This window comes from Nostoc sp. PCC 9305 (assembly GCF_963920915.1).
Classification (GTDB): domain Bacteria; phylum Cyanobacteriota; class Cyanobacteriia; order Cyanobacteriales; family Nostocaceae; genus Nostoc.
Genome location: NZ_CAWUDN010000033.1, coordinates 1 through 25,335, shown reverse-complemented (window position 1 = coordinate 25,335; position 25,335 = coordinate 1). Strand labels below are relative to the sequence as shown.

27 protein-coding genes are annotated in these 25,335 nt (G+C 40.9%); 15 read left to right on the top strand and 12 right to left on the bottom strand.

What is annotated here, in order from left to right:
- The first annotated feature begins 498 nt into the window (after window positions 1–498).
- A complete protein-coding gene (locus tag ACM0OX_RS14540) occupies window positions 499–2,580 on the top strand; it encodes a cation:proton antiporter (RefSeq protein WP_414515651.1) in 2,082 nt (693 codons plus the stop codon).
- Here the strand turns inward: ACM0OX_RS14540 and ACM0OX_RS14535 are convergent.
- From ACM0OX_RS14535 to ACM0OX_RS14520, 4 genes are read right to left on the bottom strand one after another with little or no spacing between them, the layout of a single operon-like run.
- Window positions 2,548–2,676: a hypothetical protein gene (locus ACM0OX_RS14535; protein WP_414515650.1), complete on the bottom strand. Its 129-nt coding sequence runs from the start codon at window positions 2,674–2,676 to the stop codon at window positions 2,548–2,550. The genes ACM0OX_RS14540 and ACM0OX_RS14535 overlap by 33 nt on opposite strands.
- The gene (locus ACM0OX_RS14530) at window positions 2,666–3,034 is read right to left on the bottom strand and encodes a DUF4288 domain-containing protein (RefSeq protein WP_414515649.1); all 369 of its coding nucleotides are present in this window, start codon (window positions 3,032–3,034) and stop codon (window positions 2,666–2,668) included. Before ACM0OX_RS14530 ends, ACM0OX_RS14535 begins: the two co-directional genes overlap by 11 nt.
- Window positions 3,035–3,049: 15 nt before the next feature.
- Window positions 3,050–3,385, bottom strand: coding sequence for a hypothetical protein (locus ACM0OX_RS14525; protein ID WP_414515648.1), 336 nt, complete (start codon window positions 3,383–3,385; stop codon window positions 3,050–3,052).
- Window positions 3,386–3,437: 52 nt separating this feature from the next.
- Window positions 3,438–5,963, bottom strand: a complete 2,526-nt coding sequence (locus tag ACM0OX_RS14520) for a tetratricopeptide repeat protein (protein WP_414515647.1) — start codon at window positions 5,961–5,963, stop codon at window positions 3,438–3,440.
- Window positions 5,964–6,002: 39 nt separating this feature from the next.
- On the opposite strand from ACM0OX_RS14520, the gene ACM0OX_RS14515 reads away from it, so the two are divergent.
- Window positions 6,003–6,239, top strand: coding sequence for a hypothetical protein (locus tag ACM0OX_RS14515; protein WP_414515646.1), 237 nt, complete (start codon window positions 6,003–6,005; stop codon window positions 6,237–6,239).
- A gap of 30 nt (window positions 6,240–6,269) precedes the next feature.
- Here ACM0OX_RS14515 and ACM0OX_RS14510 read toward each other — a convergent pair whose 3' ends face one another.
- Together ACM0OX_RS14510 and nagA are read right to left on the bottom strand one after the other, a co-directional pair.
- Window positions 6,270–6,677 carry a hypothetical protein gene (locus ACM0OX_RS14510; RefSeq protein ID WP_414515645.1) on the bottom strand — a complete coding sequence of 136 codons (408 nt, stop codon included), beginning with the start codon at window positions 6,675–6,677 and terminating at the stop codon, window positions 6,270–6,272.
- Window positions 6,678–6,759: 82 nt separating this feature from the next.
- Window positions 6,760–7,947, bottom strand: coding sequence for an N-acetylglucosamine-6-phosphate deacetylase (gene nagA / locus ACM0OX_RS14505; RefSeq protein WP_414515698.1), 1,188 nt, complete (start codon window positions 7,945–7,947; stop codon window positions 6,760–6,762).
- Window positions 7,948–8,099: 152 nt separating this feature from the next.
- Between nagA and purE the strand changes: the two genes are divergently transcribed.
- The 6 genes from purE to ACM0OX_RS14475 all read left to right on the top strand — a co-directional run bounded on the left by purE (window position 8,100) and on the right by ACM0OX_RS14475 (window position 13,687).
- A complete protein-coding gene (purE, locus tag ACM0OX_RS14500; protein WP_414515644.1) occupies window positions 8,100–8,618 on the top strand; it encodes a 5-(carboxyamino)imidazole ribonucleotide mutase in 519 nt (172 codons plus the stop codon).
- A 282-nt stretch (window positions 8,619–8,900) separates the two neighbouring features.
- Window positions 8,901–9,707 carry a class II glutamine amidotransferase gene (locus ACM0OX_RS14495; RefSeq protein WP_414515642.1) on the top strand — a complete coding sequence of 269 codons (807 nt, stop codon included), beginning with the start codon at window positions 8,901–8,903 and terminating at the stop codon, window positions 9,705–9,707.
- Window positions 9,708–10,201: 494 nt separating this feature from the next.
- The gene (locus ACM0OX_RS14490) at window positions 10,202–11,371 is read left to right on the top strand and encodes a sulfate ABC transporter substrate-binding protein (protein ID WP_414515641.1); all 1,170 of its coding nucleotides are present in this window, start codon (window positions 10,202–10,204) and stop codon (window positions 11,369–11,371) included.
- A 176-nt stretch (window positions 11,372–11,547) separates the two neighbouring features.
- The gene (cysT, locus tag ACM0OX_RS14485) at window positions 11,548–12,408 is read left to right on the top strand and encodes a sulfate ABC transporter permease subunit CysT (protein ID WP_334935036.1); all 861 of its coding nucleotides are present in this window, start codon (window positions 11,548–11,550) and stop codon (window positions 12,406–12,408) included.
- Window positions 12,395–13,270 carry a sulfate ABC transporter permease subunit CysW gene (gene cysW / locus ACM0OX_RS14480; protein ID WP_414515640.1) on the top strand — a complete coding sequence of 292 codons (876 nt, stop codon included), beginning with the start codon at window positions 12,395–12,397 and terminating at the stop codon, window positions 13,268–13,270. The genes cysT and cysW overlap by 14 nt, the downstream gene beginning before the upstream one ends.
- 150 nt (window positions 13,271–13,420) lie before the next feature.
- On the top strand, window positions 13,421–13,687 hold the full coding sequence (locus ACM0OX_RS14475; RefSeq protein ID WP_289797696.1) for an NIL domain-containing protein: 267 nt from the start codon (window positions 13,421–13,423) through the stop codon (window positions 13,685–13,687).
- A 407-nt stretch (window positions 13,688–14,094) separates the two neighbouring features.
- On the opposite strand, the gene ACM0OX_RS14470 is transcribed toward ACM0OX_RS14475, so the two are convergent.
- Window positions 14,095–15,606, bottom strand: coding sequence for a hypothetical protein (locus tag ACM0OX_RS14470; protein ID WP_414515639.1), 1,512 nt, complete (start codon window positions 15,604–15,606; stop codon window positions 14,095–14,097).
- Between the two features lie 663 nt (window positions 15,607–16,269).
- Window positions 16,270–16,788, bottom strand: coding sequence for a DUF4360 domain-containing protein (locus ACM0OX_RS14465; protein WP_414515638.1), 519 nt, complete (start codon window positions 16,786–16,788; stop codon window positions 16,270–16,272).
- A 739-nt stretch (window positions 16,789–17,527) separates the two neighbouring features.
- Between ACM0OX_RS14465 and ACM0OX_RS14460 the strand changes: the two genes are divergently transcribed.
- The 3 genes from ACM0OX_RS14460 (at window position 17,528) to ACM0OX_RS14450 (ending at window position 18,575) form a co-directional block, all read left to right on the top strand.
- Window positions 17,528–17,785, top strand: coding sequence for an NIL domain-containing protein (locus ACM0OX_RS14460; RefSeq protein WP_414515637.1), 258 nt, complete (start codon window positions 17,528–17,530; stop codon window positions 17,783–17,785).
- Between the two features lie 162 nt (window positions 17,786–17,947).
- Complete coding sequence (locus ACM0OX_RS14455; RefSeq protein ID WP_414515636.1) at window positions 17,948–18,214, top strand: NIL domain-containing protein; 267 nt, start codon at window positions 17,948–17,950, stop codon at window positions 18,212–18,214.
- 22 nt (window positions 18,215–18,236) lie between these two features.
- Window positions 18,237–18,575, top strand: a complete 339-nt coding sequence (locus tag ACM0OX_RS14450) for an NIL domain-containing protein (protein ID WP_414515634.1) — start codon at window positions 18,237–18,239, stop codon at window positions 18,573–18,575.
- A 6-nt stretch (window positions 18,576–18,581) separates the two neighbouring features.
- Here the strand turns inward: ACM0OX_RS14450 and ACM0OX_RS14445 are convergent, their stop codons facing one another.
- A complete protein-coding gene (locus ACM0OX_RS14445; protein ID WP_334715912.1) occupies window positions 18,582–19,172 on the bottom strand; it encodes a Crp/Fnr family transcriptional regulator in 591 nt (196 codons plus the stop codon).
- Window positions 19,173–19,348: 176 nt separating this feature from the next.
- Window positions 19,349–20,074, bottom strand: a complete 726-nt coding sequence (cysE, locus tag ACM0OX_RS14440) for a serine O-acetyltransferase (RefSeq protein ID WP_414515632.1) — start codon at window positions 20,072–20,074, stop codon at window positions 19,349–19,351.
- Between the two features lie 225 nt (window positions 20,075–20,299).
- Here cysE and ACM0OX_RS14435 point away from each other — a divergent pair, with 225 nt between their 5' ends.
- The 3 genes from ACM0OX_RS14435 (at window position 20,300) to ACM0OX_RS14425 (ending at window position 22,554) form a co-directional block, all read left to right on the top strand.
- Window positions 20,300–20,770 carry an RrF2 family transcriptional regulator gene (locus tag ACM0OX_RS14435; protein ID WP_414515630.1) on the top strand — a complete coding sequence of 157 codons (471 nt, stop codon included), beginning with the start codon at window positions 20,300–20,302 and terminating at the stop codon, window positions 20,768–20,770.
- Window positions 20,771–20,788: 18 nt separating this feature from the next.
- A complete protein-coding gene (gene cysK, locus ACM0OX_RS14430; RefSeq protein ID WP_414515629.1) occupies window positions 20,789–21,751 on the top strand; it encodes a cysteine synthase A in 963 nt (320 codons plus the stop codon).
- Window positions 21,752–21,999: 248 nt separating this feature from the next.
- Window positions 22,000–22,554 (top strand): hypothetical protein, encoded by a 555-nt coding sequence (locus ACM0OX_RS14425; protein ID WP_414515627.1) that lies wholly within the window; start codon window positions 22,000–22,002, stop codon window positions 22,552–22,554.
- Window positions 22,555–22,722: 168 nt separating this feature from the next.
- On the opposite strand, the gene ACM0OX_RS14420 is transcribed toward ACM0OX_RS14425, so the two are convergent.
- Window positions 22,723–23,433, bottom strand: coding sequence for a cadmium resistance transporter (locus ACM0OX_RS14420; protein ID WP_414515626.1), 711 nt, complete (start codon window positions 23,431–23,433; stop codon window positions 22,723–22,725).
- 233 nt (window positions 23,434–23,666) lie between these two features.
- Between ACM0OX_RS14420 and ACM0OX_RS14415 the strand changes: the two genes are divergently transcribed.
- Window positions 23,667–24,329 (top strand): cadmium resistance transporter, encoded by a 663-nt coding sequence (locus ACM0OX_RS14415; protein WP_414515625.1) that lies wholly within the window; start codon window positions 23,667–23,669, stop codon window positions 24,327–24,329.
- Window positions 24,330–24,379: 50 nt separating this feature from the next.
- On the opposite strand, the gene ACM0OX_RS14410 is transcribed toward ACM0OX_RS14415, so the two are convergent.
- Complete coding sequence (locus ACM0OX_RS14410; RefSeq protein WP_414515624.1) at window positions 24,380–25,177, bottom strand: sulfite exporter TauE/SafE family protein; 798 nt, start codon at window positions 25,175–25,177, stop codon at window positions 24,380–24,382.
- Window positions 25,178–25,335: the final 158 nt, after the last annotated feature.

Below are 25,335 nucleotides of genomic sequence, written 5' to 3'. Positions count from 1 at the left end.
AGGGAGAGGTTCATCGAACTCACGTTATAAGCTAAAAAACATCTAATGTGCATAATCGAATTAAATATAACTCTTGTGGGGTGGGCATCTTGCCCGCCCAGCTTATGCAATTTAAATGTGGAACAGCTTATTACCAAATTTGATGTTGTCATTACACAAGCTGTTGGCATTATTGTTTCGTTTCAATAATTGTTTAAGTAATATTTTTTTATTTCAATGAAACCTGCTATTTTTCTATGGTTTCACAATTCATAATCGCTAAATACTATTTATAGCTATTTAATAAATACCCATGATTTTTGCGACCTCAAATCTCATCGATATTTATATCTATGGATGTAAAAAATACCTCCTTAAGATAGAATTGAACTGCGATCGCAACATTTACGCTGTTAAAGATTTTATTATTTGTAACCAATGAAACTGAAATATCCAAACAATTTCAGTATCATTGCGTGTTTTTCTAGTACATCTACTATTTAGGTTGATTTATTACACATGATGCTTAACTCACTCACAGACAGTCCTATCGTTGCATTTACAATTCTCCTAACAGTAATCTTTACTATACCTCCTATATTTGAGCGATTGCGACTACCTGGGTTAGTGGGCTTGTTAGTAGCAGGTGTAGTACTAGGACAAAATGGACTAAAGTTGTTAAATCCTGAGTCAGAAACTATCAATCTACTTTCGGATATTGGCAAGATTTATTTGATGTTCGTGGCAGGTTTAGAAATTGACTTAGAACAGTTCCATAAAACTAAAAATCGTTCAATTGGGTTTGGTATACTGACATTCCTAGTACCACTAATTGCTGGCATTGCTGTTGGACGTTTATTCAATTTTAGTTGGAATGCCTCCTTCCTAATTGGTTCTCTACTAGCATCTCATACACTCTTAGCGTATCCAATTGTGAGTCGTTTGGGAGTAGTAACAAATGAAGCTGTAACCGTCACAATTGGGGCAACAATTTTTACTGACACAGGTGCTTTATTAGTGTTAGCAATTTGTGTGGGAATTCATGGAGGGGAATTCTCAGCCTTGAGTTTAGCGACTTTGTTAGGAGGATTAGCAATTTACTCTGTTGTTGTTCTGTTTGGTTTTGACTGGGCAGGAAAAGAGTTTTTTCGTCGATCTGGAGATGAACAAAGTAACCAGTTTTTGTTTATATTACTAGCATTATTTTTGGCATCTGTTGGAGCGCAGGTAATTGGAATTGAAAAAATTGTTGGTGCTTTTTTAGCAGGTTTAGCAGTCAATGACGTACTAGGACGTAGCCCAGTCAAAGAAAAAATTGAGTTTATTGGCAGTGTTTTATTTATTCCTTGTTTCTTTGTGGACATGGGATTATTGATTGATATTCCTGCATTTATAAGAACTCTCAGTTCAGTTTGGCTGACTGTGGTAATTGTAGTAGCTTTGATTGGCAGTAAATTTATCGCGGCATTCTTAGCTAAACTTTTATACCGCTATAATACGGCGGAATTGCTAACAATGTGGTCGTTGTCACTACCACAGGTAGCAGCCACACTAGCAGCAGCCTTAGTTGCATATCAAACTAAAAATCCTGCCGGCGAACGCTTAATCAATGAAGGTGTTTTAAACAGTGTGATTGTTCTCATGCTGGTGACTGCAATTTTGGGGCCCATAATAACAGCACGGTTTGCTTCTTCGTTACAGCTTTCTCAGACAGATTTTGAAACAGATAGTTTGACAACTTGGTGGGAAAGTAATGAATCTCAACTAGTAGAGCAAAAACCAGATCCATTTACTGTAGTAGTACCAATATATAATCCTCAAACGCAACGCTATCTAATAGAAATGGCAGCACTTCTGGCTAGTCATGAATCTGGAAAAATTGTGCCATTAGCTATTACTAAAGCACATATTCACATGGACGATCCACAATTAGTAACAGCGCTCGATCAGAGCCAGCAAAGATTAAGTTTAGCTAGAGAAATCAGTCAAGAATTTGATGTAAAAGTTTCACCTGCAAATCGGATTGACGATGATATAGCTTTGGCAATTAGCCGCACCAGTCGAGAACAAAATGCTAGTTTAGTAGTGATGGGTTGGTCGCGAACAACAGGTTTACGTGCCCGCTTATTTGGTAATGTCATTGATAGCGTGTTTTGGTCTTCTCACTGTCCGGTTGCAGTTACACGCCTCTTGAGCAGTCCTAAGACAATCCAAAGAATTCTTGTACCAGTTGGAGACTTAACGCGCCAAACCATTGGTGCTTTAAGGTTTGCCCAGATTTTAGCTGATGTCAATCAGGCGGAAGTTGTGCTGTTACACGTATGCGATCGCAAATCACCCCCAAATCGAGTAGAAAGATTTGTGTCTCAATTGTCTGACATCGCTTCTAAAAGCCAGTTACAGGTGAATACGAATATCCAAACAATCAGGGGTGATGATGTCGCTAGAGTCGTCATTCGGGAAGCTCAAGCCTTTGATTTAGCAGTATTACGTTCCGTTCGTTATCGCACAGCCGGGGGATTAGCTGTCAGCGAAGTGACAACGCAGATGATTCAAGAATTGAAATGCTCAATTGTATTGTTGGGAGAGCCGAATTCGTAATGTATCAGTCAACGCTAGTAAAATAATTGCGATCGCTTTTGTCTCAGTGATGGGAATCGACAAGAGCGATCGCGTGGTTTGATAACTATTCTCCAAGTTGCTCTTTAGATAATAACGGTTCAAATGACTGGTAAGCCTCATAGTTCCGAAAATGTCGAGCATATAAATCAACAATATCCTCAGATGAATTAAAGTCATCATACAAAACTGAATTCACGTCTACCACTTGCTTCAAAGACCAAGTAATAGTTTCTCCATTTTCATTTGTATAGCTGACACTTTCATCTTTACCATAATTTAAAGCCTTTGCTTTTGCTTCCTCTAAAGAAGCGGCTTTAATTAAAACAAAGCTTTCTTGGTATAAAGGTTGATAATCAGGTTTATCTGAAGATGATTTGTAGAGAATTATAGCAATATAGAAGGATTCTGCTTTATTTACACTTTCAGTTTTCATCTCATGTTCTTCCAGCTATTTTTTGAATCTATTATCATTCAATAACTTCCAAGCTTTTTTACCACTAGCCGATTTGTTTTTCTTGATGTCTTCTAAATAAGAGTTCAGAAACTCGCTAGGAAACTCCCGTCTAATAAACGCTTTTCGGCACACACTAATAAAAGTCTCAGCAAACAAACTTAAGTTGTCGTTGGCTTCACAACTAGCCCCAGGTCTAAATTGGCTTATTAGTAAGGATTGCTGAGATAAACTTGCATTGTTGTAATTATAGGTTAAAGCCTGGGAGTGAGCAGCAAGAGGTTGCACAAGCAATCCTATAGTTAACAGACTGACCAGTGGTTTTTGCAACATATAGTTGAAAAATAGCCGACTATTTCCGTTTCCATAAGATAGTGAATCAATATTACCGCCGAAACCAACTGCGTACCCAACGCCACAACCGACGCAACCACACCCAAAACCCACGACGAGATATTACAGGCATTTTTGGTTTAGAAAGACGCTTAATTGCATTGTTGCAATCTTGCACTTTAGCATCAAGTCCTATCGCCTGAAATACTTCACTGGCATTGCGATAAGCACCCAGCGCGTCTAATTCTTGATGTATGTTTTTTAATGCCTGAGCTAAATTAAACCATGTGATCGCTTCGCCATTGCGATCGCCTATTTCCCTAGCTATTTCTAAAGATTGCTGGTAGAACTCAATCGCCCGTTGGTATTGTCCCTGATACAAATAAGCACTTCCCCAATTCATTAAAGATTTGCCTTCAGAATTGCGATCGCCGATTTCTCTAGCTATCTTCAACCACTGCTGGTAAAAATCAATCGCCTGTTGGTACTGCCCCAAAGAATTGTAAGCATTGCCTAAACCCCCAAAAGTAATTCCTTCAGAATTGCGATCGCCGATTTCTCTAGCTATCTTCAAACACTGCTGGTAAAAATCAATCGCCTGTTGGTACTGCCCCAAAGAATTGTAAGCATTGCCTAGATTGCCCAAGGCAGTTCCTTCTCCTTTGCGATCGCCAATTTCTCTGACTATATTCAAACATTGCTTGTGGAACTCAATCGCCTGTTGGTACTGCCCCAAAGAATTGTAAGCATTGCCTAGATTGCCCAAGGCAGTTCCTTCTCCTTTGCGATCGCCAATTTCTCTGACTATATTCAAACATTGCTTGTGGAACTCAATCGCCTGTTGGTACTGCCCCAAAGAATTGTAAGCATTGCCTAGATTGCCCAAGGCGCGTGCTTCGTTATTGTGATCGCCGATTGCTCTGGCTATTTTCAAACACTGCTGATAAAAATCAATTGCCTTTTGGTATTGTCCGAGTGAGAGATAAGCATTGCCTAAATTGCCCAAGGAAGCACCTTCGGCATTGCAATCACCTATTTCTCTAGCTATATTCAAGTGCTGTTGGTGACACTCAATCGCCTGTTGGTATTCCCCCAAGGAGTTGTAAACATTGCCCAAGTGAGTAAGAGCAGCCCGATAATTCCAATTTTCTCTCACCTCAGTTTTTTCCCAAACTGCTATCAACTGTCCCCATAAGTCAACTTGATCGGTGTAATAACCCCGCAAGCTCAAAAAATCATGGCAAAAGTTTAGTACATCAAATGCTGAGTGGTCATTTTTTAGTTGATGCCAGTGATAAAAGATTTCTAGATACTCCTTGATATCTTCTTTAGTCTGCCAGGGTTCTTGTTTAACATTCAAAAGATAGTAATTGATAGCTCGTTGATGCGCCTCGGTCTGATTACCAGCCTTATACCGCACATACTCCAACACCACTGGCTGAAACTCAAACTGCCGCTTACCATTGAGTTTTTCTAACAACAGAGAACGCTTAACCAGATTCCTCAATTCTCCCTCAATCTCTGTTGTTGAACTTCCCGGCAACACCGCCACGGCTGCTGCACTCTCAACAGCACCACGATAAACGCTGATATTGAGCAATAAAGCTTTTTGCAATTCACTCAATCGCTCAAAACTGGCATCCAACACCAACACCATCCCCACATTTTCCCGGCGATGCACACCTACCACTTGGTGATCTGTCAACAACTGCCGCAAATTTCCTAATCCTAAATCTGCCAATCGTCTTAAATCCGGGTCTTGGGGATATTCTTCTTTTAACAAATCTGCGACCAATTTCAACAGCAGGGGATGCCCATCTACCAATTCCACAAACTCTGCTAAATCCCCGCGAATGCCTAATGCTGTTAACAGTCCTATCCCTTCTGCTACTTGCAAACCTTTCAGAGGTAGCCACTCAAAGCCTTTTAATTCTGGTCTTTCCCTAGTGGTAACTATTATCTTACTATTACCGCCATATTCCACCCAAGCGTTGAAAAAGTCGCCGTAGAATTGACTTCCCCACTGTCTATCTGGCTGTAATAAACTCTCCAGGTTGTCAATGATGAGTAAATATTGACCAGATCGCAAACACTTAACTAGTGCGTCCACTAACTGCGCTTCTTGTTCTGGAACCGGAAAGCCAAATTCATCTAGGACTTGGCAGGCTAAATCGCTAAAACCTGCGCCATAACTAACATCAGCCCAAAATCGCTTAGGGAAACCCTCAATTTCTTCATAAATTTTAGCTGCTAGCATCGATTTACCCGTGCCACCGATGCCTTCTATGCCAATTAGGAAGGTATTTTTATCAGTTAACCATTGCTGTATTTGGGCGATTTCTGTTTTCCGTCCCTGCCAATAAGCCAAACTTTTGTTAGGGTTGCCTGCTTTGAGAACCCCAGGCGATTCTACTTTGGAGATTTGTTGCAATCGCTCTAGTACTGGTTCTATTCGGTCAACAATAATATTGACTTCTGCTGCATTTATCTGTCCTACTTGAGTTACCTTACTGTCATCGTAGGCAGTGAGATTCATTTCAATATTGTTCGAGTTACTGGGGCTGGATTCCTCTGCCATTGCTCATAGTGGGTAGAAATTTTGCTTGATATTGTGACTATGAACTCGAAATTTGGCGTTCAAAACTTTAAATTTGATGTTCAGAACTCGAAACTTGGTGTTCGGAACTCGGAACTTGGCATTCAGAACTTGAAATTTGATGTTCAGAACTTGAAACTTGGTGTTCGGAACTCGGAACTTGGCATTCGGAACTTGAAACTTGGCGTTCGGAACTTGAAACTTGGTGTTCAGAACTCCGAACTTGGTGTTCGGAACTCGAAACATCAAAATTTGTAGGGTGGGCAGTATTCTGCCCACCCTACTCAATTAAAAACTCACTTGGTTTGCGTCAATCTTCCCAACTTGCTTCACCGTACTTTGGTCGTAAGCATTAGCGCTGACCTGAATATTGTCTCCGGGTTTGTCAGTCGATGCTTGCAAAATTTTAGCTATTTCCTCTGCAAGTGCTGTATCCGCTTCTAAAATCTTCTTGAGTTGCACTCGCAAACTTGCTTGTAAATCTTCATCTTCTGGCTTTTGCGCCACATCCGTTGCTGCTTCGTTCGCTGCTTCCTTAGCCTCTATTTTGGGATGTAACTTAGCCCAAATAGCTTTGGCTTTATTCCAAACATCCTCACCTACTTTCTGAGATGCCCCTTCTACGGCTTTGTTACCCACATTTAACAGAAATGGCAGACAGGGAGCGAGAAATTTAACAAGTAAAGCTATATCCATTGGTTTATGATGTCTATCTCACAAATGTACATTTTTACTGAGTATAATTAACGCTTCTTCCCGTGTCACCTTGAGGCGAAATTTAGCCCAATAATCGCTGCCAAATTAGTTCTTTTGCCGCTTCATTCCAATGCCAGCGTAATAAATTAGCAGGTTGACTCTTGGCAATTCCAGGCAAACCAATCGCTTGTCTAGGTGCATCTGTAGCTAACAAAATAGCAGTCTCGACATCACAAATCCCCCACTTCACCAAATTCTGCACTCCCACTAATAAGGGTAAAGTCGTCCCCGATAAAGTGCCATCAGCCAGTCGTGCTGTACCATTTTTAACTTCAATTTGCCGACTGTCCCAAGGATACACGCCATCGGGTAGCCCCAGAGGTGAAAGGGCATCACTCACAAGGAACAGCCCTTTCTCTTCATAACTAGCGCGAAGTAATATTTGCAGCATCGTGGGCGAAACGTGTTCACCATCAGCAATAAAACCACACATCACATCAGGATGAGTAATTGCTGCCCCTAATAATCCTGGTTCGCGGTGATGCAATGGTGGCATGGCATTGAAAGCATGAGTTACCATCGTTGCACCGAGTTCAAAAGCGAGTTGCGCTTGGGCTGATGTTGCCTGAGAATGTCCTAAACTAACGGTAATTCCCAAAGAACGCAAATATGGAATTACTTCGCCTGTGGGATCTAACTCCGGCGCTAAGGTGATGACTTTGACAACGTGGGCATAATCTCCCAAAACCCGCTTTACCTCGTCAATTGTTAAGGGTAACAAGTACTCTGCTGGGTGTGCGCCGCGCTTTTGGTAATTCAAAAATGGGCCTTCTAAATGGACTCCGAGAATCTTGGCAGATGACCTCACCCCCAACCCCTCTCCGTTGGCGGAGAGGGGAGTAAAATTAGCAATGACTGCAAGCGATCGCTGAATCTTTTCTACTGAAGTTGTCACAAGTGTCGGTAAAAATCCATCTACCCCGACATCCCACAAAAATTGCGTTATTTTCTGGAGTAGATGAGCATTTTCATCTGTTAAATCAGGAAATGCCAATCCCAAAGCACCGTTAATTTGCAAATCAACGCCACCCAATGAAATCCAGCCGCCACCTACATCTATCACAGATGTACAGATGTCTTTCTCGGCTGTATCCATTGGCAAGATTTGCTCAATCATGCCCTTTTGATTAATCAAGAGCATCTGCAAATCTTTGTAACCAGGTACTCTAGCATTGATAATATCTACAGGATTTTGTGTTGCTTGGGTCATCATACTGACGAGAAAAGAGCTAAATATGATTTTAGATGCAACCAATATCAATGAATCAATTCAAATAACGCCAATAGATGAGATGATGATCCGCATCACCTAGCTTCCATAAGCTAGCTCAAATAATTTTGAATTTTAAATTTTGAATTATTATGACTCCCCTAGTTGGTATTATTATGGGCAGCGATTCTGATTTGCCCACTATGAAAGATGCGATCGCAGTTTGTGAAGAATTTGGCGTTGAGAGCGAAGTGGCGATCGTTTCGGCTCACCGTACCCCAGAACGTATGGTGCAATATGCTCAACTTGCACACCAACGCAGTATTAAGGTAATTATTGCTGGTGCCGGTGGTGCTGCCCATCTCCCTGGAATGGTAGCGTCTTTAACTCCTCTTCCTGTGATCGGTGTTCCTGTACCCACTCGGAACTTACAAGGTGTAGATTCTTTGTATTCTATTTTACAGATGCCTGGTGGTATTCCTGTGGCAACAGTAGCGATCGGTAATGCCAAAAATGCCGGTCTTTTAGCAATACAAATCCTCGCAACTCATCAACCAGAATTGTTAGAAAAAGTGCAACAATATCGTCAAACCCTATGTGAATCAGTAATTGCAAAGCAAGCAAAACTAGAACAATTAGGCTATGAGCAATATTTACAGCAAATGCTTTAAGATAATTCGTAATTCGTAATTCGTAATTCGTAATTACTTAAGAAATCTTAACAGCAGAGCAGGGGAGACAAGGGGACAAGAGGTGAGAACTTGAGACAAGTCTTTCCCCTTGTCCCCATGCCCAATGCCCACTTGCCCTGAGCGTAGCCGTTCGCGTAGCGTCTCGCAGAGAAGGGATGCCCAATGCCCCATTAAATTCTAAGATTGAAGCGATCGCTCCAGAATCAATGCAGCATTCTGAAGTATCTTGATCCTGAGACCTTAGTCAAAAATTGAGAGCTAATGTGCCAATTGCTCGGAATGAATTGCAATGTTCCAACGGATATTTGCTTTTCTTTTGAAGGGTTTTCTGCACGGGGAGGAAAAACGGATGACCATCGCGATGGTTGGGGCATTGCTTTCTTTGAAGGAAAGGGATGTCGAATGTTTTTAGACGCTCAACCTTCTGTTGCTTCTCCGGTAGCTGAGTTTGTGCGGAGTTATCCCATCCACTCAACCCATGTCATAGCCCATATCCGCAAAGCTACTCAGGGTGAAATTGCCCTACACAATTGCCATCCTTTCCGCAGAGAATTGTGGGGTCAGTATTGGGTATTTGCCCACAACGGTAATTTGCCAGATTTCGATCCAGAAAATTTGGGCTTTTATCAAGCTGTAGGTGATACCGATAGTGAAAAAGCATTCTGTATGATGCTAGAAACATTGCGATCGCGCTTTCCTAAAGGTAAGCCTGACATAAAGGAACTATACCCTGTACTGCAAGAAATTACTGGTGTAATTGCAAAACTGGGTATATTTAATTACTTATTATCAGATGGAGAACACTTTTTCGCTTATTGCTCAACTAAACTCAGCTACATTGTTCGCCAAGCGCCCTTTGCAGCTGCCCATTTAATTGACCAAGACATGACTGTAGATTTTCGGGAAGTGACTACTGAACGCGATCGCGTCGCTGTCATTGCTACCACACCCCTCACTGACAACGAAGTTTGGACACAAATTCAACCAGGGGAATTACTAGTTTTTCAGGACGGTTTGCCCCTGAAATACAGCAGAAGTCAGAATACAGAATTCAGAATTCAGGAGTAAAACACTCTTTATGCCTGGGTAACAGACGAATCGTTGCGTACCTAACTAACTTGAAATCTGCTGTATGTATTCAGTTAAAATAAGTAGTTCATCTATAATTTTCCCATTTAGATAATTTCTAGATGGGTTTTGTTTTTAATACTATTCATAACTTACTTAATTTTGTTGCGCTGCGTTGAGCGAAACCGATGTCTAAAACGAGCTACGTCTAAGCTAGAACAGACTGTTCTCAAAAATTAGCTATTCCCTAGCAAGTTGCTTGATGTACTAAATCGCTGATTGCGATGCCTACGGCGAGCTGCGCCTACGCAATTTGCTAGTTGAAATTGAAAGCATTTCTAATTGCTCACAGAACTGGTAAAATCACCATGACCTTGATAAAGAATGTGAGGTTTTTTGGTATTTGCAACTAGATACATGGAATCATCCAGTATGATAAACACTATATAACTGTATTCCCATCAGTTATCTGTAGATTTAGTGGAGAAAATGGAATGAGTTTGTGGCAACGCCCACTGAAAAGATTACAAGCGATGCCGAAGGCGGGCTACGCCTACGCGTTCAATAGAACGTATCGGTTCAGACTAAGTTCGCTCAAAGGCTTTGTATCACTCTTTTTGGTAGGGACTGTATTGAGTGTGGCGCTTGCCGCCTGCTCTGGTGGTGGAACTGGGAGCAATTCTGCCTCTGAAACCCCTGCTGCTAGTGCTACCCCTGTGGCTGCAAGCAAAGATAATGTTGAATTAACTCTGGTTTCCTTTGCCGTCACCAAAGCCGCTCACGAAGCAATTATTCCTAAGTTTGTAGAACAGTGGAAGAAAGATCATAATCAAACTGTCGTCTTCAAGCAAAGCTATGGCGGTTCTGGTTCCCAAACTCGCGCCGTTATTGATGGTTTGGAAGCAGATGTTGTTCACTTGGCACTAGCTGGAGACACCTCAAAGATTGAGAAGGCTGGATTGATTCAGCCAGGATGGGAAAAAGAAGTTCCCAACAATGGTATTGTCTCCAAATCAGTTGCAGCATTAGTAACTCGTTCCGGCAATCCTAAAGGCATCAAGAACTGGGCAGATTTAGCCAAAGACGGTGTGAAATTAATTACTGCTAACCCCAAAACTTCCGGTGGTGCTAAGTGGAATTTCTTAGCATTATGGGATTCTGTAATTAAAACAGGTGGCGATGAGGCTAAAGCTACTGAATTTGTGACTAAAGTTTACAAAAATGTGCCAATCTTACCTAAAGATGCGCGGGAAGCTACTGATACATTTGCCAAGCAAGGACAGGGTGATGTCTTAATCAACTACGAAAACGAAGTTATTTTGGCACAACAAAAGGGCGAGAAGGTTGAGTACGTTGTTCCCGATGTGAATATATCCATCGACAATCCGATCGCTGTGGTAGATAAAAACGTCGATAAGCATGGAACCCGCGAAGTTGCTGAAGGTTTTGTGAAATACCTTTATAGCCCAGAAGCACAGCAAGAGTTTGTCAAATTGGGATTCCGTCCTGTAGATGAGACTTTAGCTCAAACCAAGGAAGTCACAGACAAATTTCCCAAGCTGAAAACTTTAGGTACAGTTGCAGACTTAGGCGGTTGGGAAGCAATTGATAAGAAGTTCTTTGCAGATGGGGGCGTGTTTGACAAGATTCAAGCCAAAAAATAATTCGTAATTCGTAATTCGTAATTATGACCCCACAACTTTCTTTTCTCCAGAATTAAAAGTAGTTGGTCTGTGCTTGAATTACGTTAGCGTAGCGGTAGCGAGTCCGTGAGCGTCATTAGCAATTACGAAGACTGCCAAAAAGCTCCTTGTGAATTTTAAATTTTGAATTTTTCACTATGACATCTGTATCTCCTTCTGTGGAAGTTGAACGCAAAACGCCATTCTGGAAGAGATTGGGGCGAGTTCCTTGGACTTGGCGAATTACCATTGCATATCTGACGGTGATGTTGTTTGTCCCCATAACTGCTATGTTTCTGAAAGCAGCTACAGAACCTCCATCTAGGTTTTGGGCGATCGCAACCAGTGATATTGCATTAGCAACATACAACGTAACTTTTGTTACGGCAATATTTGCTGCCCTACTCAATGGCGTATTTGGAACTCTGATTGCTTGGGTTTTAGTTCGCTACGACTTTCCCTTCAAGCGCTTGATTGACGCCACAGTAGATTTACCGTTTGCACTACCAACTTCCGTAGCAGGACTAACCTTGGCAACAGTTTACAGCGATAACGGTTGGCTAGGTTCGCTACTAGCACCATTGGGAATTAAGGTATCTTTTACCCGGACGGGAGTAGCGGTAGCAATGATATTTATCTCACTACCTTTTATTGTGAGAACTGTGCAACCCGTGCTTCAAGAAATGGAACATGAAATTGAAGAAGCCGCCTGGTGTCTGGGTGCTTCTCAATGGCAGACCTTCTGGAAAGTGATTTTGCCACCTTTATTTCCCACGATTTTGACTGGTGTTGCCTTGGGTTTCTCTCGTGCAGTTGGGGAATATGGGTCAACTGTGATTATTTCTTCCAATACGCCCTATCAAGATTTAATCGCACCTGTGCTAATCTTCCAGCGGTTAGAGCAGTATGACTATTCTGGTGCAACAGTAATTGGCATAGTTTTACTATCAATTTCGTTGGTACTGTTATTGGCAATTAATTTCTTACAAGCATGGGCAAGGCGATATGACAGTAGATAAGCCAAGTTTTCACTCATCTGCATCTGATACACATACGGCCAAGCCTCAAGAGCAGAAGAGTTGGGTGCCAATAGTTTTAATTGTGATAGCGATCGCCTATTTAGCCCTAGTTCAATACATCCCGGCTATTAACGTTTTTGTCCAAGCCTTCAGCAAGGGAACTGGGCCGTTTCTGTCCAATCTGACGCGACCAGCTTTTCTCCATGCAGCTTGGTTAACACTGTTATTAGCTGTAATTTCTCTACCTTTAAATACAGTATTTGGCTTATGTGCAGCTTGGGCGATCGCTCGTCATAAATTTCCTGGACGCGCCGTAGTTTTGAGCATTATTGATCTGCCCTTTTCAATTTCGCCCGTAGTTGCAGGATTAATGATTGTGCTACTTTACGGTCGGAATGGCTGGTTTGGCCCTTGGCTCCAAGCCCATGATATCAAGATTATCTTTGCCTTTCCAGGTATGGTACTGGCCACAGCCTTCGTGAGTATGCCCTTTGTGGCGCGGGAAGTGATTCCGGTTTTAGAAGAGTTTGGTAAGGATCAAGAAGAAGCTGCTAGAACTCTAGGTGCAAAAGATTGGCAGATATTTTTGCGCGTCACCCTACCCAGTATCCGTTGGGGTTTACTTTACGGTTTAATTTTGACCAATGCCAGAGCAATGGGTGAATTCGGAGCGGTTTCAGTGGTATCTGGCAACATTGCTGACCAAACGCAGAGCCTACCACTGTTTGTAGAAGATGCTTACAAACAATACGAAACTGAAGCGGCTTTCTCTGCGGCTGTACTGTTAGCGTTGCTAGCAGTAGTAACTTTGGTGCTGAAGGAGATTCTAGAACGGAAAACCCGCATTAAAGATGTTGAATAGAAACATCAAGCGATTGTAGTTATCTTTTGAAATAGGATACAAGCAAATCATGGGACATGGTACGATCTACTTAGTACCTATCAGGAAGTTACCGTTAGGGTTAAGAGTAGTTCTGTACCAATCCCGATTAGGGATTGAAATAACTCAGATATGGCTACTGACAATACACTTACCAATAAACGGATTCGACTCAGAATTCCTAAAGATTATCACCAGGAACCTGTTATTTCTCGCCTGGTGTCTGACTACGGACTAATTGTGAATATCACGGCAGCGATTTTGGGAGCCAATGCTGTCGGAGATGGTTGGTTTGACCTTGAACTACAAGGAACAGATGCACAAATTCAAAGTGGTTTAACTTATCTCCGCGACTTGGAATTGGAAGTCTGGGATGATACTAAAGCAAGCGATTGGTAAGAGGATGTCTGAAAAGTTTTTTTGTATACACCTAAACCTTGCAGATCCCCCTAAATCCCCTTAAAAAGGGAGACTTTAAGACTCTTATTCCCCCTTTTTTTAAGGGGGGTTAGGGGGCAATACAGTTCAGTTAAGCGTTTCTTTCTTCTCTCAGTGTTCTCTGCGCCTCTGTGGTTCGTTAAAAAAATTAACTATGACAAAGAGTTTTAGCCTTAACTGAACCGTATTGGGTTAGGGGGGATCAAGAATTATTTGATACTTCTCAGACATCCTCTAAGGGTTATAGCAACACAAACAGTTTATTTATCTGGTTTTAAGAGAATCGCAAACCGCAGATCCCCGACTTCGTAAAAGTTGTCGGGGATCTTGTTTCTCATGAATTATTCAGAATTGCTGTAGTGGTTTGTCTACAAAAGGGTATACCAAGTACCATTATTATTTTGACGTAAAATACGGTATCTTCCCTCAATAAATTCTAGCATTTTTGGAAAATTTTTGTTGATAGTAGGCTGCTGAATATCATCAATAAAGATATAAGGAGGCTTAGATGAATCTAACTCTTCTAGAAGTTTTGTCCATTGCTCAGGCAGAAAATATTCAAGTGCCCAACCGCGTAGCGATGTTGCCTGAGTCCGATTGGAGAAGTAATAAATAGATGGATCGCCAGCTACATAAATCTTACCAGGAAGACTTCCTGGTTGGGAGATAAATTCAGCCTCTGAACGAAGAGATGGATATTTTTCTCTAAAAACAGCCTGATATTTAAATCGTGTATCTTCAGTTAAAGCAAAATTGTTATTAACCAGAACAACGCTCTTTTTTAGAAGAGTGTGCGATAAAGGGAAGAAAAACAAAAATATAAGCAGAATTGTAGTAAATGGGGAACTCAATTTTTTTAAAGACTCCCATAAAACATCTAATCCTTTAGTAGCTAAAATACCTAAAGGTACAAACAATAGTAAATAATGGTATTCCCAAAATGCGCCACGTTGTAGAACAATCACACCCCAAGCAAAAATACACCAAATCACAAGTAGCAAAGTCAATATATTCTTAGACTTACGCAATGATACATCTACTGCAACAGTAGCTGCTAAAAGTAGAGGGTAAAAATTATTTAAGAACCATTTTATGCCTGCAAAAAGCCCACTTGGGTCAAATTGTGAATTAGCAACAATCCGAGGTGGATATAAAAAGAATGTTTGATACAAAATTGGTAAACTATTAAACCAGGCAAAATAGCTAACAATAAATAAAATAGGAAATATAATCCCCATAAAAATTGGAATAAATATTTCTACAAAAACTTTTTGAATTGGCTCCCGTTTGATTAGCACAGAATAGATTAAAAGAGTTAGCCAAAATGAAAGCAATATTAATAGAAGTATTAATTTAAATGTGATGACAATTCCACCAATAAAGCCTGATAGTAACAGTAGAAAAAATCTTTGTCTTCCTTCACATTTAAAAGATTGAGAAGTCAGCCAAATACAAATGAATAAAGGCAAACCAACCAGTGCTTCCACTTGAGTAAGATGCCAAGGCTGTGAAACAGTATAGTAAACGCCAACCGTTAACAAAGGTACTAGACTTGCGATTATCGGATGCTGAAAATAGCTTTTGAGACTCAGCAACAATATTATAGACAGAAACACCATATAAATAAGTTCAAAGAGATGGATGCCAATCTCATTAAAACCAAATAAAGTTCCTGCTAAAAAGTAAAAGCAAAAAATCCCCGGTTGCTTCACATCCCAAAAATCACGATAGAGTAACTTTCCTTGTTGCATCTCCAAAGCACCAAGCCTAAAAAATGCTTGATCTCCGTCAAATGGAAAAGGTAAATGTATAAGACCAATAATCACAATCCCAGTCAAAACGAGAAAGTCAATTTTATTTAATTTAGTAATATTAATCATCAAACTTTATAATCAAAAGTTAACCGACTATCTTATGCTGATTAATATCCTAACAGGGTAAAGAACAAGGTAATTTTAGGATATGAACTTAAAGTTTAAAGTTTTCGCGATCGCGCCAGCACTGACCTGTTAGTTTATTAATAATTACCTCAAGTACTAACTAAGTCCCACGTAGTTGCGTGTGGATCGCTCATGTCGTTCGAGAGGTTTGCCTTCATCCTTCTTGATGTCTTTAATTTAACTAAGTATTAAATGGTTTTAATCTTTGTGACGGTAGTAGTATCCGTCCGTAAAGCTGCGGTTATTGGCAATGAAGAGCTATTTCTCTCCTTTCCCTCTGCTAACCGTTTGTAAGGAAATATGCATTTCTTTTGTTTGCCCACTCTTTGCTACTGTGTATACACAAGTTGGATGTAAAGAGGTACATAAGATTTCCAAGAGGCAAAAACTTTGGATAATCTCATCTTAATTCACGCTAAAAATATACCAGGAAAGGCATTTACAGACCTTCGGTTGATAAAAAAGGGGCGGTATTATATGAGGCGATTCCCCAAGATCAATCGCTAAATATCTGGCAAATAAGTCGAGTAAATTGCTTAATGAAGGTGGTCTGATTAAATGGGAGCTAAAAATTAAGAATGAAAGTAATGCAGTTTATTAAATTTAGCAACGTGATAGCTCACCAGAAGATATTACTATTTTGGAGATGTCTATAGAACTTCCTAGTGATGATTGTGCAATTATATTAATACCTAATAGTCCTTGTCCACCACATGAAGTAGATAGAACAGTAATATCATCTTGCTTTGCAAATACATTAGAACCGCTAGATGTAAACTTGGTAGTTTTAATGGGAGATATGGCTTGACCAACAGCACCACCACTAAAGCTATAGGTTCTGCTGAAGGTAGCACCTTTACTCATTGAACTAACTGTAGCAATTCCTTTGTATAGTATCTGTATATCTTTGACGAAGAAACCACTAGGAATAAAAGTCTGAGCACGTAAAATACACCTTTGACGCTTACCTTCGCTTGCACTGATGTTATCCAAGGTGATTGGTAAGGTTCTACGGACAGATCCAGTCGGCTGATTTGCAACACTACATCCAACCGTTGTTATTGCTCCAAAAGAAATACTAGGCAAATCTTGAGCCAAAGCCTTGGTCGCAATAACGTTCATTCCAAAAATTGTAGATATAGACAGTAATACACCAAATTGTTTAAAGTTCATATAGATTATACTCACGTTATTAAAGTTGTTTAAGACGGTGAATTCTCAAGATTATTAATGCAATACTTGAGCGCCTCAATCTTGATGCTTGATATTAGAAAAAGAATGTGAGGAACTCGTGAATAAATACGGTGCTTATTAAAACTTAAATCTTGTAAACGACATTCCCCAGTTGGAGGGTCAGGTGATGATATTTTAGGGTTTATTCATGTAAGTCCCTAAAAGCTATGTGTAACTTATTCTCTCACAAGAACATCGAACGGGAGCAACGCGATTTGGTGAGGTCGGGTAAAAAGGATGCGTTCAGTTTTGATTCCAAGATAATAACGATATCAGCGAAGAGACAGATGAAATAACTTCTCAATTCGTTTAGTGTCAAGTACTCTACATAAACTGCTCCTAACTTAGATTAATTTGCTAATTGCTTTTTTGCGGACTTTGTGATAAGTTCCTGTAAATAACAATTAAATCCACTAAATCCGTAGAGTTGCCGTAGTTAAATAAAAAGCCAGAAATATGAAAATTTCTATGAGGCTGATATTCAACCACACACAGTTAAATTGTAGGGGCACGGCATTAGTAAGATTTTCTGCCAAACCCAAAAATTGCGTAGCACTTCGGCATGGTTCGACTCCGCTCACCAGTCGCTCTGTTACCACCGTAGGTATGGCTATTGGAAATTAATCTGATGTCTGAGAGTAAATCTGTAGAACCTGCTTCAGTCCACAGTCGAATTCTTGTGCCTCAACGGTATAACAGGCAACCTATAATTTCTCGGCTGGTGTCTCGTTATGGTTTAACCGTCAATATTAAAGCTGCATCCCTGACATCCGACAATGACAGCGATGGCTGGTTTGATTTGGAACTTTCAGGAAATCCCCAAAAACTGACAAATAGCCTATCTTACTTGCAAGGATTGGGAGTGAATTTGCTGCAACTAGCGTAGGCGTAGCCCGTCGTAGACATCGCTAACCAAATTCAATCCAACCAGCACACTCTACCTTTCCCAAATCCAGCTACCAAACTGAGTCTTAAAGATTCTGCATGGCTAACAAATAAATGGCAACAACAATTCCAGCAATGGATTTCTCAGGGTCAAACCAATCGATTGCGCTTACAACTGTGCGTCTTAAAATCTTATTACGAAGAACCAGTGATTTCCGAGTTAGTTTCTCGTTATGGGCTAACGGTCAATATTACCAGTGCCTTACTTCAACCCGATACGCAAGATGACGGCTGGTTTGACTTAGATTTGTGGGGGAGAACAAAGCAACTCTACTCTAGCTTGAGTTATTTAGAAAAACTGGGACTACCGATTTGGCTAGATTTGTCTAGCGTTTATAGCGATGTCTACGACGGGCTACGCCTACGCTAATTAATAAAATTACCACAATCCAATGGCAGCACTAAATCACCAAAAAACCAATTCCCAAAACAGATTATCACTCGTTTCTTCAGTTTCTGAAAAAAGCCAAGTCACTCAGATTCGTCTGCGAATACATATTCCCAAATGCTATCTGCAAGCACCCGTGATTTCGCAGTTAATTTCTACTTACGGCTTAGTAGTTAATATTACTATGGCTATGCTACAACCAAATACAGATCGAGAAGGATGCTTTGACATTGAACTGCGGGGAACAGTGCCACAAATTTCTCGCGGTTTAGCTTACCTAGAATCCCTGAATCTTAGAATTGTGGGTAAGCCGAATGCTGACGGCGATAGCTGGTTTTACTAAAATAATTTAAATTTCGTAGTACCAAATTTCTTCTTCTTTTAGGACAATTCGATGCAGGGAGAGGCGATCGATCAAGCCCTCTTGCTCAAACTGCCCAAGAACACGAGTGATTGTAACACGAGTTGAACCAAGCATTTCCGCCAGGTCTTCATGAGTCAGACGCATATCGATTAAACGTCCCTTCTCAACTTCCGAACCAAACTTTTTGGATAACCATGCCAATAGCTTGATGAGCATAGTATCCACTTTTTTATGGCTACGAATGATCATCAATTCTTGAGCCTGTTGGATATGGGCAAGTAGAGTTTCTGTTAGTTCAGTCCATTCCTCTAGAGGTAAAACTGTTGCCTCCACTTTAGTTAGGCATTCCATCTGATAAGGTTCTAATTTTGACAACCTCTTACCAACGACATCTCCAGGGCCCCACAATCCTAAAGCAACAGTTGTACCATCTTCCAGATAGCTAAAAGTTCTCACAAAACCCGTTTCAATCTTCCAAAGGTCGTTATGATGCTCTGGCAGAAATGACCTACGGGCAAAAAGTTGCTTAGTATTGTTACTGCTTGAACTAGATAAGCTTGTGTACAAAGACACCATACTATATAAAACTATTCTCCGATAAATTAACCGTAGTATTACATTTATATCAGGTTATAAGAACCTATGGATATTTTTAAAGAGGGAGTGGGGAGTGAAGAAGGGAATAGGGTACAGGTTACAGGGTACAGATAATTCCCTATCACCTGTCACCTATCACCTCTCCCCTCCATTCCCTAAATTCCCGCACCATCAAGAAAATCTTCAATCATCCCATCAGAATTATTACTCTTAGGGTTGTTGGTTTGTTCGTCGCCAAGTTCAGTAGGAGACAAACTAGATTGTTCCAACTGCTCAAACTGTTTCTCTAGAGACTTGACACGTTCAAATAAAGCGCGGATGACTTCAGCTTCAACGTCGCGTACTTTATCATGATCCAGAACATTGCTAGACGAGTTGTTCTGACGAGTTACGCGCCCTGGAATCCCAACTACAGTAGTGTTACTGGGGACATCTCGTAGTACCACAGAACCGGCTCCGATACGGACGCGATCGCCAATTTGAATATTTCCCAATACCTTCGCACCTGCTCCCACAACTACATGAGAGCCTAAAGTTGGATGGCGTTTGCCGCTTTCTTTCCCAGTCCCGCCAAGGGTGACACCTTGATAAATTAGGGCATAGTCGCCCACGATCGCAGTCTCGCCAATCACTACTCCCATCCCGTGGTCAATAAACACTCCCTGGCCAATTAATGCCCCAGGATGAATTTCAATTCCAGTTAAAAACCTACTAAGATGAGAGATGAATCTTGGTATAAACGGAATTCCAATTTTATACAGCCAGTGCGCCAATCGATGAAACACTAGAGCTTGCAGTCCAGGGTAACAGAACAATACTTCTAGCCAGTTACGGGCTGCTGGGTCACGCTCAAAAATGGTTCGCAAATCAGTTAGTAGCATACTCTGTTGAGATTTTTGTTGGTGGGTGAGGCTCTGAAAACAGAAACTCAGGATGATTCCCAGAAAAAGATCGAGTCCTTTATGGGAATTGTGTAATATCACAATCTACGGTAATTCGATAGAGTATAGTGTTTTTGTGGGTAATAAGTGGGATGCTATCACATTCCACAGTTGAAAAAAATTAATTTCGCATAAACTGCGATATGTCCCTCAATTCACCGTAGTATGTTGAGTACAGTGTTGAATAGCCAAAACTACGCTCTCTTGGATCTGTCTTCCAAAGTGGAATACGCGCTGCTGGCACTATTAGAACTGGCAAGCCACCACGGAAAAAAACTTCCTTTAACTATGAGCGAGATTACTGCCAAGCAACCCATACCTGAGCGCTATCTGGAACAAATTTTGACTAACCTCCGGCGTGCTGGTGTGGTGCAGAGTCAACGCGGCTCTAAAGGAGGTTTCGTTTTAGTTCGGGAACCTTGGCAGATTACAATACTTGAAATTGTCACTTTGGTTGAAGGCGAGCGGAAAGAGAAAGATACCTCTAACTCTCCGACTCTGGAAAAGACTCTGGTTTATGAAGTTTGGGAGCAAGCTAACGCTGCCTCAATTGAAGTTTTGGGTCGTTATACACTCCAAAACTTGTGCGAGGAAAGAGAAACTCGCGCCCAGCAGAGTCCAATGTATTATATTTAGTCACGACGGAGTACCCACATGCGGATAGCGAAAGATATCACAGAGTTAATCGGCCGAACTCCTTTAGTTCAATTAAACAAGATTCCCCAAGCTTCAGGAGCGGTTGCTCGGATTGTGGTGAAGCTAGAAAGCATGAATCCAGCATCTTCTGTGAAAGACCGGATTGGCGCGAGTATGGTAGAAGCGGCAGAAGAAGCAGGCTTGATTCACCCCGGAAAAACTGTTTTAGTAGAACCGACTTCTGGAAATACAGGAATTGCGCTAGCGATGGTGGCAGCTGCCAAGGGCTACCATCTCATTCTAACGATGCCTGACACAATGAGCCACGAAAGACGATCTATGCTCAAAGCTTATGGCGCTCAATTAGAGTTAACGCCAGGGGTAGAAGGGATGCGAGGAGCGATCGCTCATGCAGAGGAGCTTGTAGCTAAAACGCCCAATGCTTATATGTTGCAGCAGTTCCGCAACCCGGCTAACCCAAAAGTTCACGCCGAAACCACAGCCGAAGAAATTTGGAATGATACCGATGGAGAGGTAGATATTCTCGTGGCGGGAGTGGGTACTGGTGGCACAATTACAGGAGTCTCAGAAGTTATTAAAAAACGGAAGCCGAGTTTTCAAGCGATCGCAGTTGAACCAAGCAACAGTCCGGTATTAGCAGGCGGTAAATCAGGGCCTCACAAAATTCAAGGTATCGGCGCGGGATTTGTCCCAGCAATTTACCGTTCAGAACTGGTAGATGAAGTAATTCAGGTAGCAGATGAGCAAGCGATCGCTTACAGCCGTCGCCTCGCAAAAGAAGAAGGATTACTATCGGGGATTTCTACTGGCGCTGCTTTATATGCAGCTATTCAAGTAGCACAACGACTAGAAAATGCAGGTCGCCTCATCGTGATGATCCAGCCTAGCTTTGGCGAACGCTACCTCAGCACCTCACTGTTCAAAGACCCAGAGGAGAATGAGTGGTTGAGTAAAGTTTGATTCTTTATGGTAAGCATTCTCAGGATAAGACTCTTAATGAGGCAACTTGGAATCGTGAATTAAACTAAGTTCCAGGATTAGGTAGGGGCGGGTTTCCTTGATACGATCGTGAACTGTTAATTAGATCGTCAAATCCGCCCTTCCTTACAGTTGGGGGAGTTATTTAATCCTGGTTCCTTAGTACAAGAAGGCAACTATACTGGGCTGGAGGCACAGAGAAGTTCGAGCCGTTCAAAACCAATAACAGTATGATAATACAGAATACACCAGAACTGGGTAGGTTAAATGGATACATGGAAGCTATGAGTTGTTGCCTACAAGGTTGCAACTATGTCATCTGGTTCAGTGCGAAGGGAATAAAGCTTGAGGATGGTGATTTAGAGCCTCAAACATTGGACAAACTAGCCATTCAAAAAACTTTTCAAGAAGCAACGCCAGATTTAGAAATGCAAAAATTAATCCAATTGGCTTATCCAGGAGCAAAGCCAGAACTGGCGACCATGTGTGAGTGTTATGATGCTGCCACAGTACTGACTACCAGAATTAATAGTTTTATTGCACGCATCAACCCATCTGATGGATTCAAAAACGTTGAAAAATCCAAAAAGCACAATCTGATTACAAGCTTTTGGCGGAATGTCAATGAGTGTATTGATTACCAGAATGCGAGAGTTTTTCAATATAATCCAGCCTTTGATGTCGATGACGAACTGTGGGATTTTATTATCTGGGGATTTACATTTTTGATAGTTAATCAAGAACAAAGACAATGTTTATTAATACACGCTGGAGCATCTGATTAACAATAGCGATCGCCTACTCTTCTATTCTTTTGGAATATTGCGATTGCTTCGGCACACTCTCCTGCTATTCTACTGTGTACGCACAGCGTTAGCTGATACAGAAACAGAAATTTTTTCAAACATCAATCCTTTCAGAAATTTCCGCCAAGTCCGTCGTACTAGTTACATTCATTTACTAGAATTTTCGCCAATTTCATCGGCACTTTCGTTGTTTTTCACCAAAATCATCAAACAGACACTACTAGCAGCTAGCTTTATTGGACTTAAAGCTTCACTTTTTAATACAATAAAAACGCCTAATCCGATCAGAACAAAAGGCACAAGATAATTAACGTAGCGAGTCAATACATCAGCTATGACTCTGTTGTTAATTAATTTGTATGCAACGTAGCACCAAACTCCTAACAAGAGAAAAAATAATCCGATAATTACTAAAAAACTTTCTAAGTTGCAGCTAGCAAATAAAGGCACGTAGACACTAATATTATCGCTACCATTAGCAATGGTAACGGCTGCCACACTATAAGCTTGAGGAGAAAAAAAGCTAGTAATTGTTGATGCTTCAGCTTCTTCTATAGCAGCTACAACTTCTTTTGATGAATCTTCTTCCCAATTCACTAAGCTACTGATACCGATGGAAATTGGTAGTAAACCAAGTAATCCAATCCAGTTTTTTGATAAAACTAATCCCCCAAATAAACCCGAAAGACTAAGGATTAATAGAACTGTAAAACCTAGAAACTGACCAGCAACTATATGCCGGGGGCGAAAATTAGCACTTATTTGAGAAAAAAATAATAATAAAATGACAATATCATCAATGTTAGTGGCAATGAATGCAATTAACCCTGTAGTAATTGCAGTAACTAACTCGTTCATATTTTAAGATAAAGAAGAATTGAGGAGTCAGTAATAATTACTGTGTCATTTTAAATCTAAGTTGTACCAGAAGGTTAAAATAATTCGTGATTGATAATGACGCGCGAGTATTTCGTCAATAATTACGAATTACATTAGCGTAGCGGTAGCAAGAAACGAGCGTCATTACGAATTACGAATTACGAATGAGTGAATTTGGTATGGTGGTAAATCGTAGATTCTAAAAATCCAGCATGAGTCAGCTAGGGACAGCCTTCAGTGAAGGGATAATTGCCTTCATCGCCACTAACATAGATGACATCATTATCTTGTTAATATTTTTTTCACAAATAGATGCTAATTTTCGGCGGCGGCATATACTACTTGGTCAATATCTGGGTTTTTCAGCCATTATCATCGCTAGCTTACCAGGATTTTTTGGTGGATTGGTCATACAGCGAGAATGGATAGGATTGCTAGGATTGCTACCAATTGGTATTGGGATTCATCACTTAGTATATAAAGAAGAAGATACTATAACAGTTCAGACAGTCAGTAGTGATTTTAATCAGCCAACATCTACTAACCCGGTATTGTCTTTTATTTTGAGTATTTTGCATCCCCAAACCTATAAAGTGGCAGCAGTAACGATCGCTAATGGTGGTGACAATATTAGTATATATATTCCTTTGTTCGCTGGTCATGACCTTGCCAGTTTGGGAGTAATTTTAAGTATATTTTTTATCATGGTAGGGGTTTGGTGTGCGATCGCTTATTTTTTAAGCCTTCAACCTACCATTGCTAATATTTTAAGTCGCTACGGTAACGCTGTTGTACCTTTTGTGTTAATTGGCTTGGGTCTATTCATTATGTATGAGCGAGGTACATTCACTCTACTACCTTGGATCAGAAGTTAATCAATATTGGATTTTGAATGCTGGATTTGGAATTGAAAATTTCAAATTGGTTACACCTGATGAACTAATTTCCAACTTACCATCATCAAAATGGCATAAATGATAAACCGTAGTGGGCGTTGCGGAGCTACCTGACAGATTTTAGCGCCTAGTAACACCCCTGGCACAGAGCCTAGCCATATAGGCACTACCAAACTCCAATCAACTGTTCCCAAGCTGAGATGACCAAGGGCTGTAAACAGCAGTAAAATCGCTGCGTGTGAAATATCTGTACCCACTAACTTTCGTGCATCAAGGCGGAAAAACCCAATCAGCACTAGGGCAAACATTGAACCTGATGAGACGCTAGTTAGACCGACAAAACAGCCTAAAATTGCTCCCAAAGTAATTGTTATAAATCGACCAAAGTTAGTTTCTAAGTCTAACTTTGGCAGTTCGGGTAAATTAAATTTGGGGAAAAAAGTCAATAACAACAATTGCACTAGTGCTAACACTGTGACTAACAAAATCATCCCGCCCAACAAACGGAGCAAAATATTATCCAGGTTATACTCACCTGTATGTTTAATGAAGTGTAAAATCCCCACTCCGAACAATGAGCCTGGAACACTTCCAAAGGCCAGCCATTTGACAACTTCTGTGTCAAGGGTTTTCTGTTCCCAATGCTTGACGCTACCAACAATTTTCATCAATGTGGCGGCCACAACATCAGAACTTACAGCGATAGAAGGTGGAACCTGAAAAACAAAAATCAACATTGGGGTGATGAGAGACGCTCCACCAATTCCCGTCAAACCAACGATGATTCCAACAAAAAAGCTTAAGAACGGTAGTAATAGATAGTGCATACTCTTCGGGGGTTTCAACAATTAGTTATCAGTTATCAGAGTCCTGTTGAGTCTCCCACTTCTATAAGTGAGCAGCGTCGATAAGGATTAGCCTTGATAACTGTTGGTAGAGTCGATGCCCGGTATTATCCGGGGCACCTCTCTGTTAAATCTGGGCG

Excerpts from the sequence above, each read along its gene's own strand:
- ACM0OX_RS14540 (WP_414515651.1), top strand. The coding sequence starts at position 499 with ATGATGCTTAACTCACTCACAGACAGTCCTATCGTTGCATTTACAATT.
- ACM0OX_RS14530 (WP_414515649.1), bottom strand. The coding sequence starts at position 3,034 with ATGAAAACTGAAAGTGTAAATAAAGCAGAATCCTTCTATATTGCTATA.
- ACM0OX_RS14525 (WP_414515648.1), bottom strand. The coding sequence starts at position 3,385 with ATGTTGCAAAAACCACTGGTCAGTCTGTTAACTATAGGATTGCTTGTG.
- ACM0OX_RS14520 (WP_414515647.1), bottom strand. The coding sequence starts at position 5,963 with ATGGCAGAGGAATCCAGCCCCAGTAACTCGAACAATATTGAAATGAAT.
- ACM0OX_RS14515 (WP_414515646.1), top strand. The coding sequence starts at position 6,003 with ATGAACTCGAAATTTGGCGTTCAAAACTTTAAATTTGATGTTCAGAAC.
- ACM0OX_RS14510 (WP_414515645.1), bottom strand. The coding sequence starts at position 6,677 with ATGGATATAGCTTTACTTGTTAAATTTCTCGCTCCCTGTCTGCCATTT.
- nagA (WP_414515698.1), bottom strand. The coding sequence starts at position 7,947 with ATGACCCAAGCAACACAAAATCCTGTAGATATTATCAATGCTAGAGTA.
- purE (WP_414515644.1), top strand. The coding sequence starts at position 8,100 with ATGACTCCCCTAGTTGGTATTATTATGGGCAGCGATTCTGATTTGCCC.
- ACM0OX_RS14495 (WP_414515642.1), top strand. The coding sequence starts at position 8,901 with ATGTGCCAATTGCTCGGAATGAATTGCAATGTTCCAACGGATATTTGC.
- ACM0OX_RS14490 (WP_414515641.1), top strand. The coding sequence starts at position 10,202 with ATGAGTTTGTGGCAACGCCCACTGAAAAGATTACAAGCGATGCCGAAG.
- cysT (WP_334935036.1), top strand. The coding sequence starts at position 11,548 with ATGACATCTGTATCTCCTTCTGTGGAAGTTGAACGCAAAACGCCATTC.
- cysW (WP_414515640.1), top strand. The coding sequence starts at position 12,395 with ATGACAGTAGATAAGCCAAGTTTTCACTCATCTGCATCTGATACACAT.
- ACM0OX_RS14475 (WP_289797696.1), top strand. The coding sequence starts at position 13,421 with ATGGCTACTGACAATACACTTACCAATAAACGGATTCGACTCAGAATT.
- ACM0OX_RS14470 (WP_414515639.1), bottom strand. The coding sequence starts at position 15,606 with ATGATTAATATTACTAAATTAAATAAAATTGACTTTCTCGTTTTGACT.
- ACM0OX_RS14465 (WP_414515638.1), bottom strand. The coding sequence starts at position 16,788 with ATGAACGTTATTGCGACCAAGGCTTTGGCTCAAGATTTGCCTAGTATT.
- ACM0OX_RS14460 (WP_414515637.1), top strand. The coding sequence starts at position 17,528 with ATGTCTGAGAGTAAATCTGTAGAACCTGCTTCAGTCCACAGTCGAATT.
- ACM0OX_RS14450 (WP_414515634.1), top strand. The coding sequence starts at position 18,237 with ATGGCAGCACTAAATCACCAAAAAACCAATTCCCAAAACAGATTATCA.
- ACM0OX_RS14445 (WP_334715912.1), bottom strand. The coding sequence starts at position 19,172 with ATGGTGTCTTTGTACACAAGCTTATCTAGTTCAAGCAGTAACAATACT.
- cysE (WP_414515632.1), bottom strand. The coding sequence starts at position 20,074 with ATGCTACTAACTGATTTGCGAACCATTTTTGAGCGTGACCCAGCAGCC.
- ACM0OX_RS14435 (WP_414515630.1), top strand. The coding sequence starts at position 20,300 with ATGTTGAGTACAGTGTTGAATAGCCAAAACTACGCTCTCTTGGATCTG.
- cysK (WP_414515629.1), top strand. The coding sequence starts at position 20,789 with ATGCGGATAGCGAAAGATATCACAGAGTTAATCGGCCGAACTCCTTTA.
- ACM0OX_RS14425 (WP_414515627.1), top strand. The coding sequence starts at position 22,000 with ATGATAATACAGAATACACCAGAACTGGGTAGGTTAAATGGATACATG.
- ACM0OX_RS14420 (WP_414515626.1), bottom strand. The coding sequence starts at position 23,433 with ATGAACGAGTTAGTTACTGCAATTACTACAGGGTTAATTGCATTCATT.
- ACM0OX_RS14415 (WP_414515625.1), top strand. The coding sequence starts at position 23,667 with ATGAGTCAGCTAGGGACAGCCTTCAGTGAAGGGATAATTGCCTTCATC.
- ACM0OX_RS14410 (WP_414515624.1), bottom strand. The coding sequence starts at position 25,177 with ATGCACTATCTATTACTACCGTTCTTAAGCTTTTTTGTTGGAATCATC.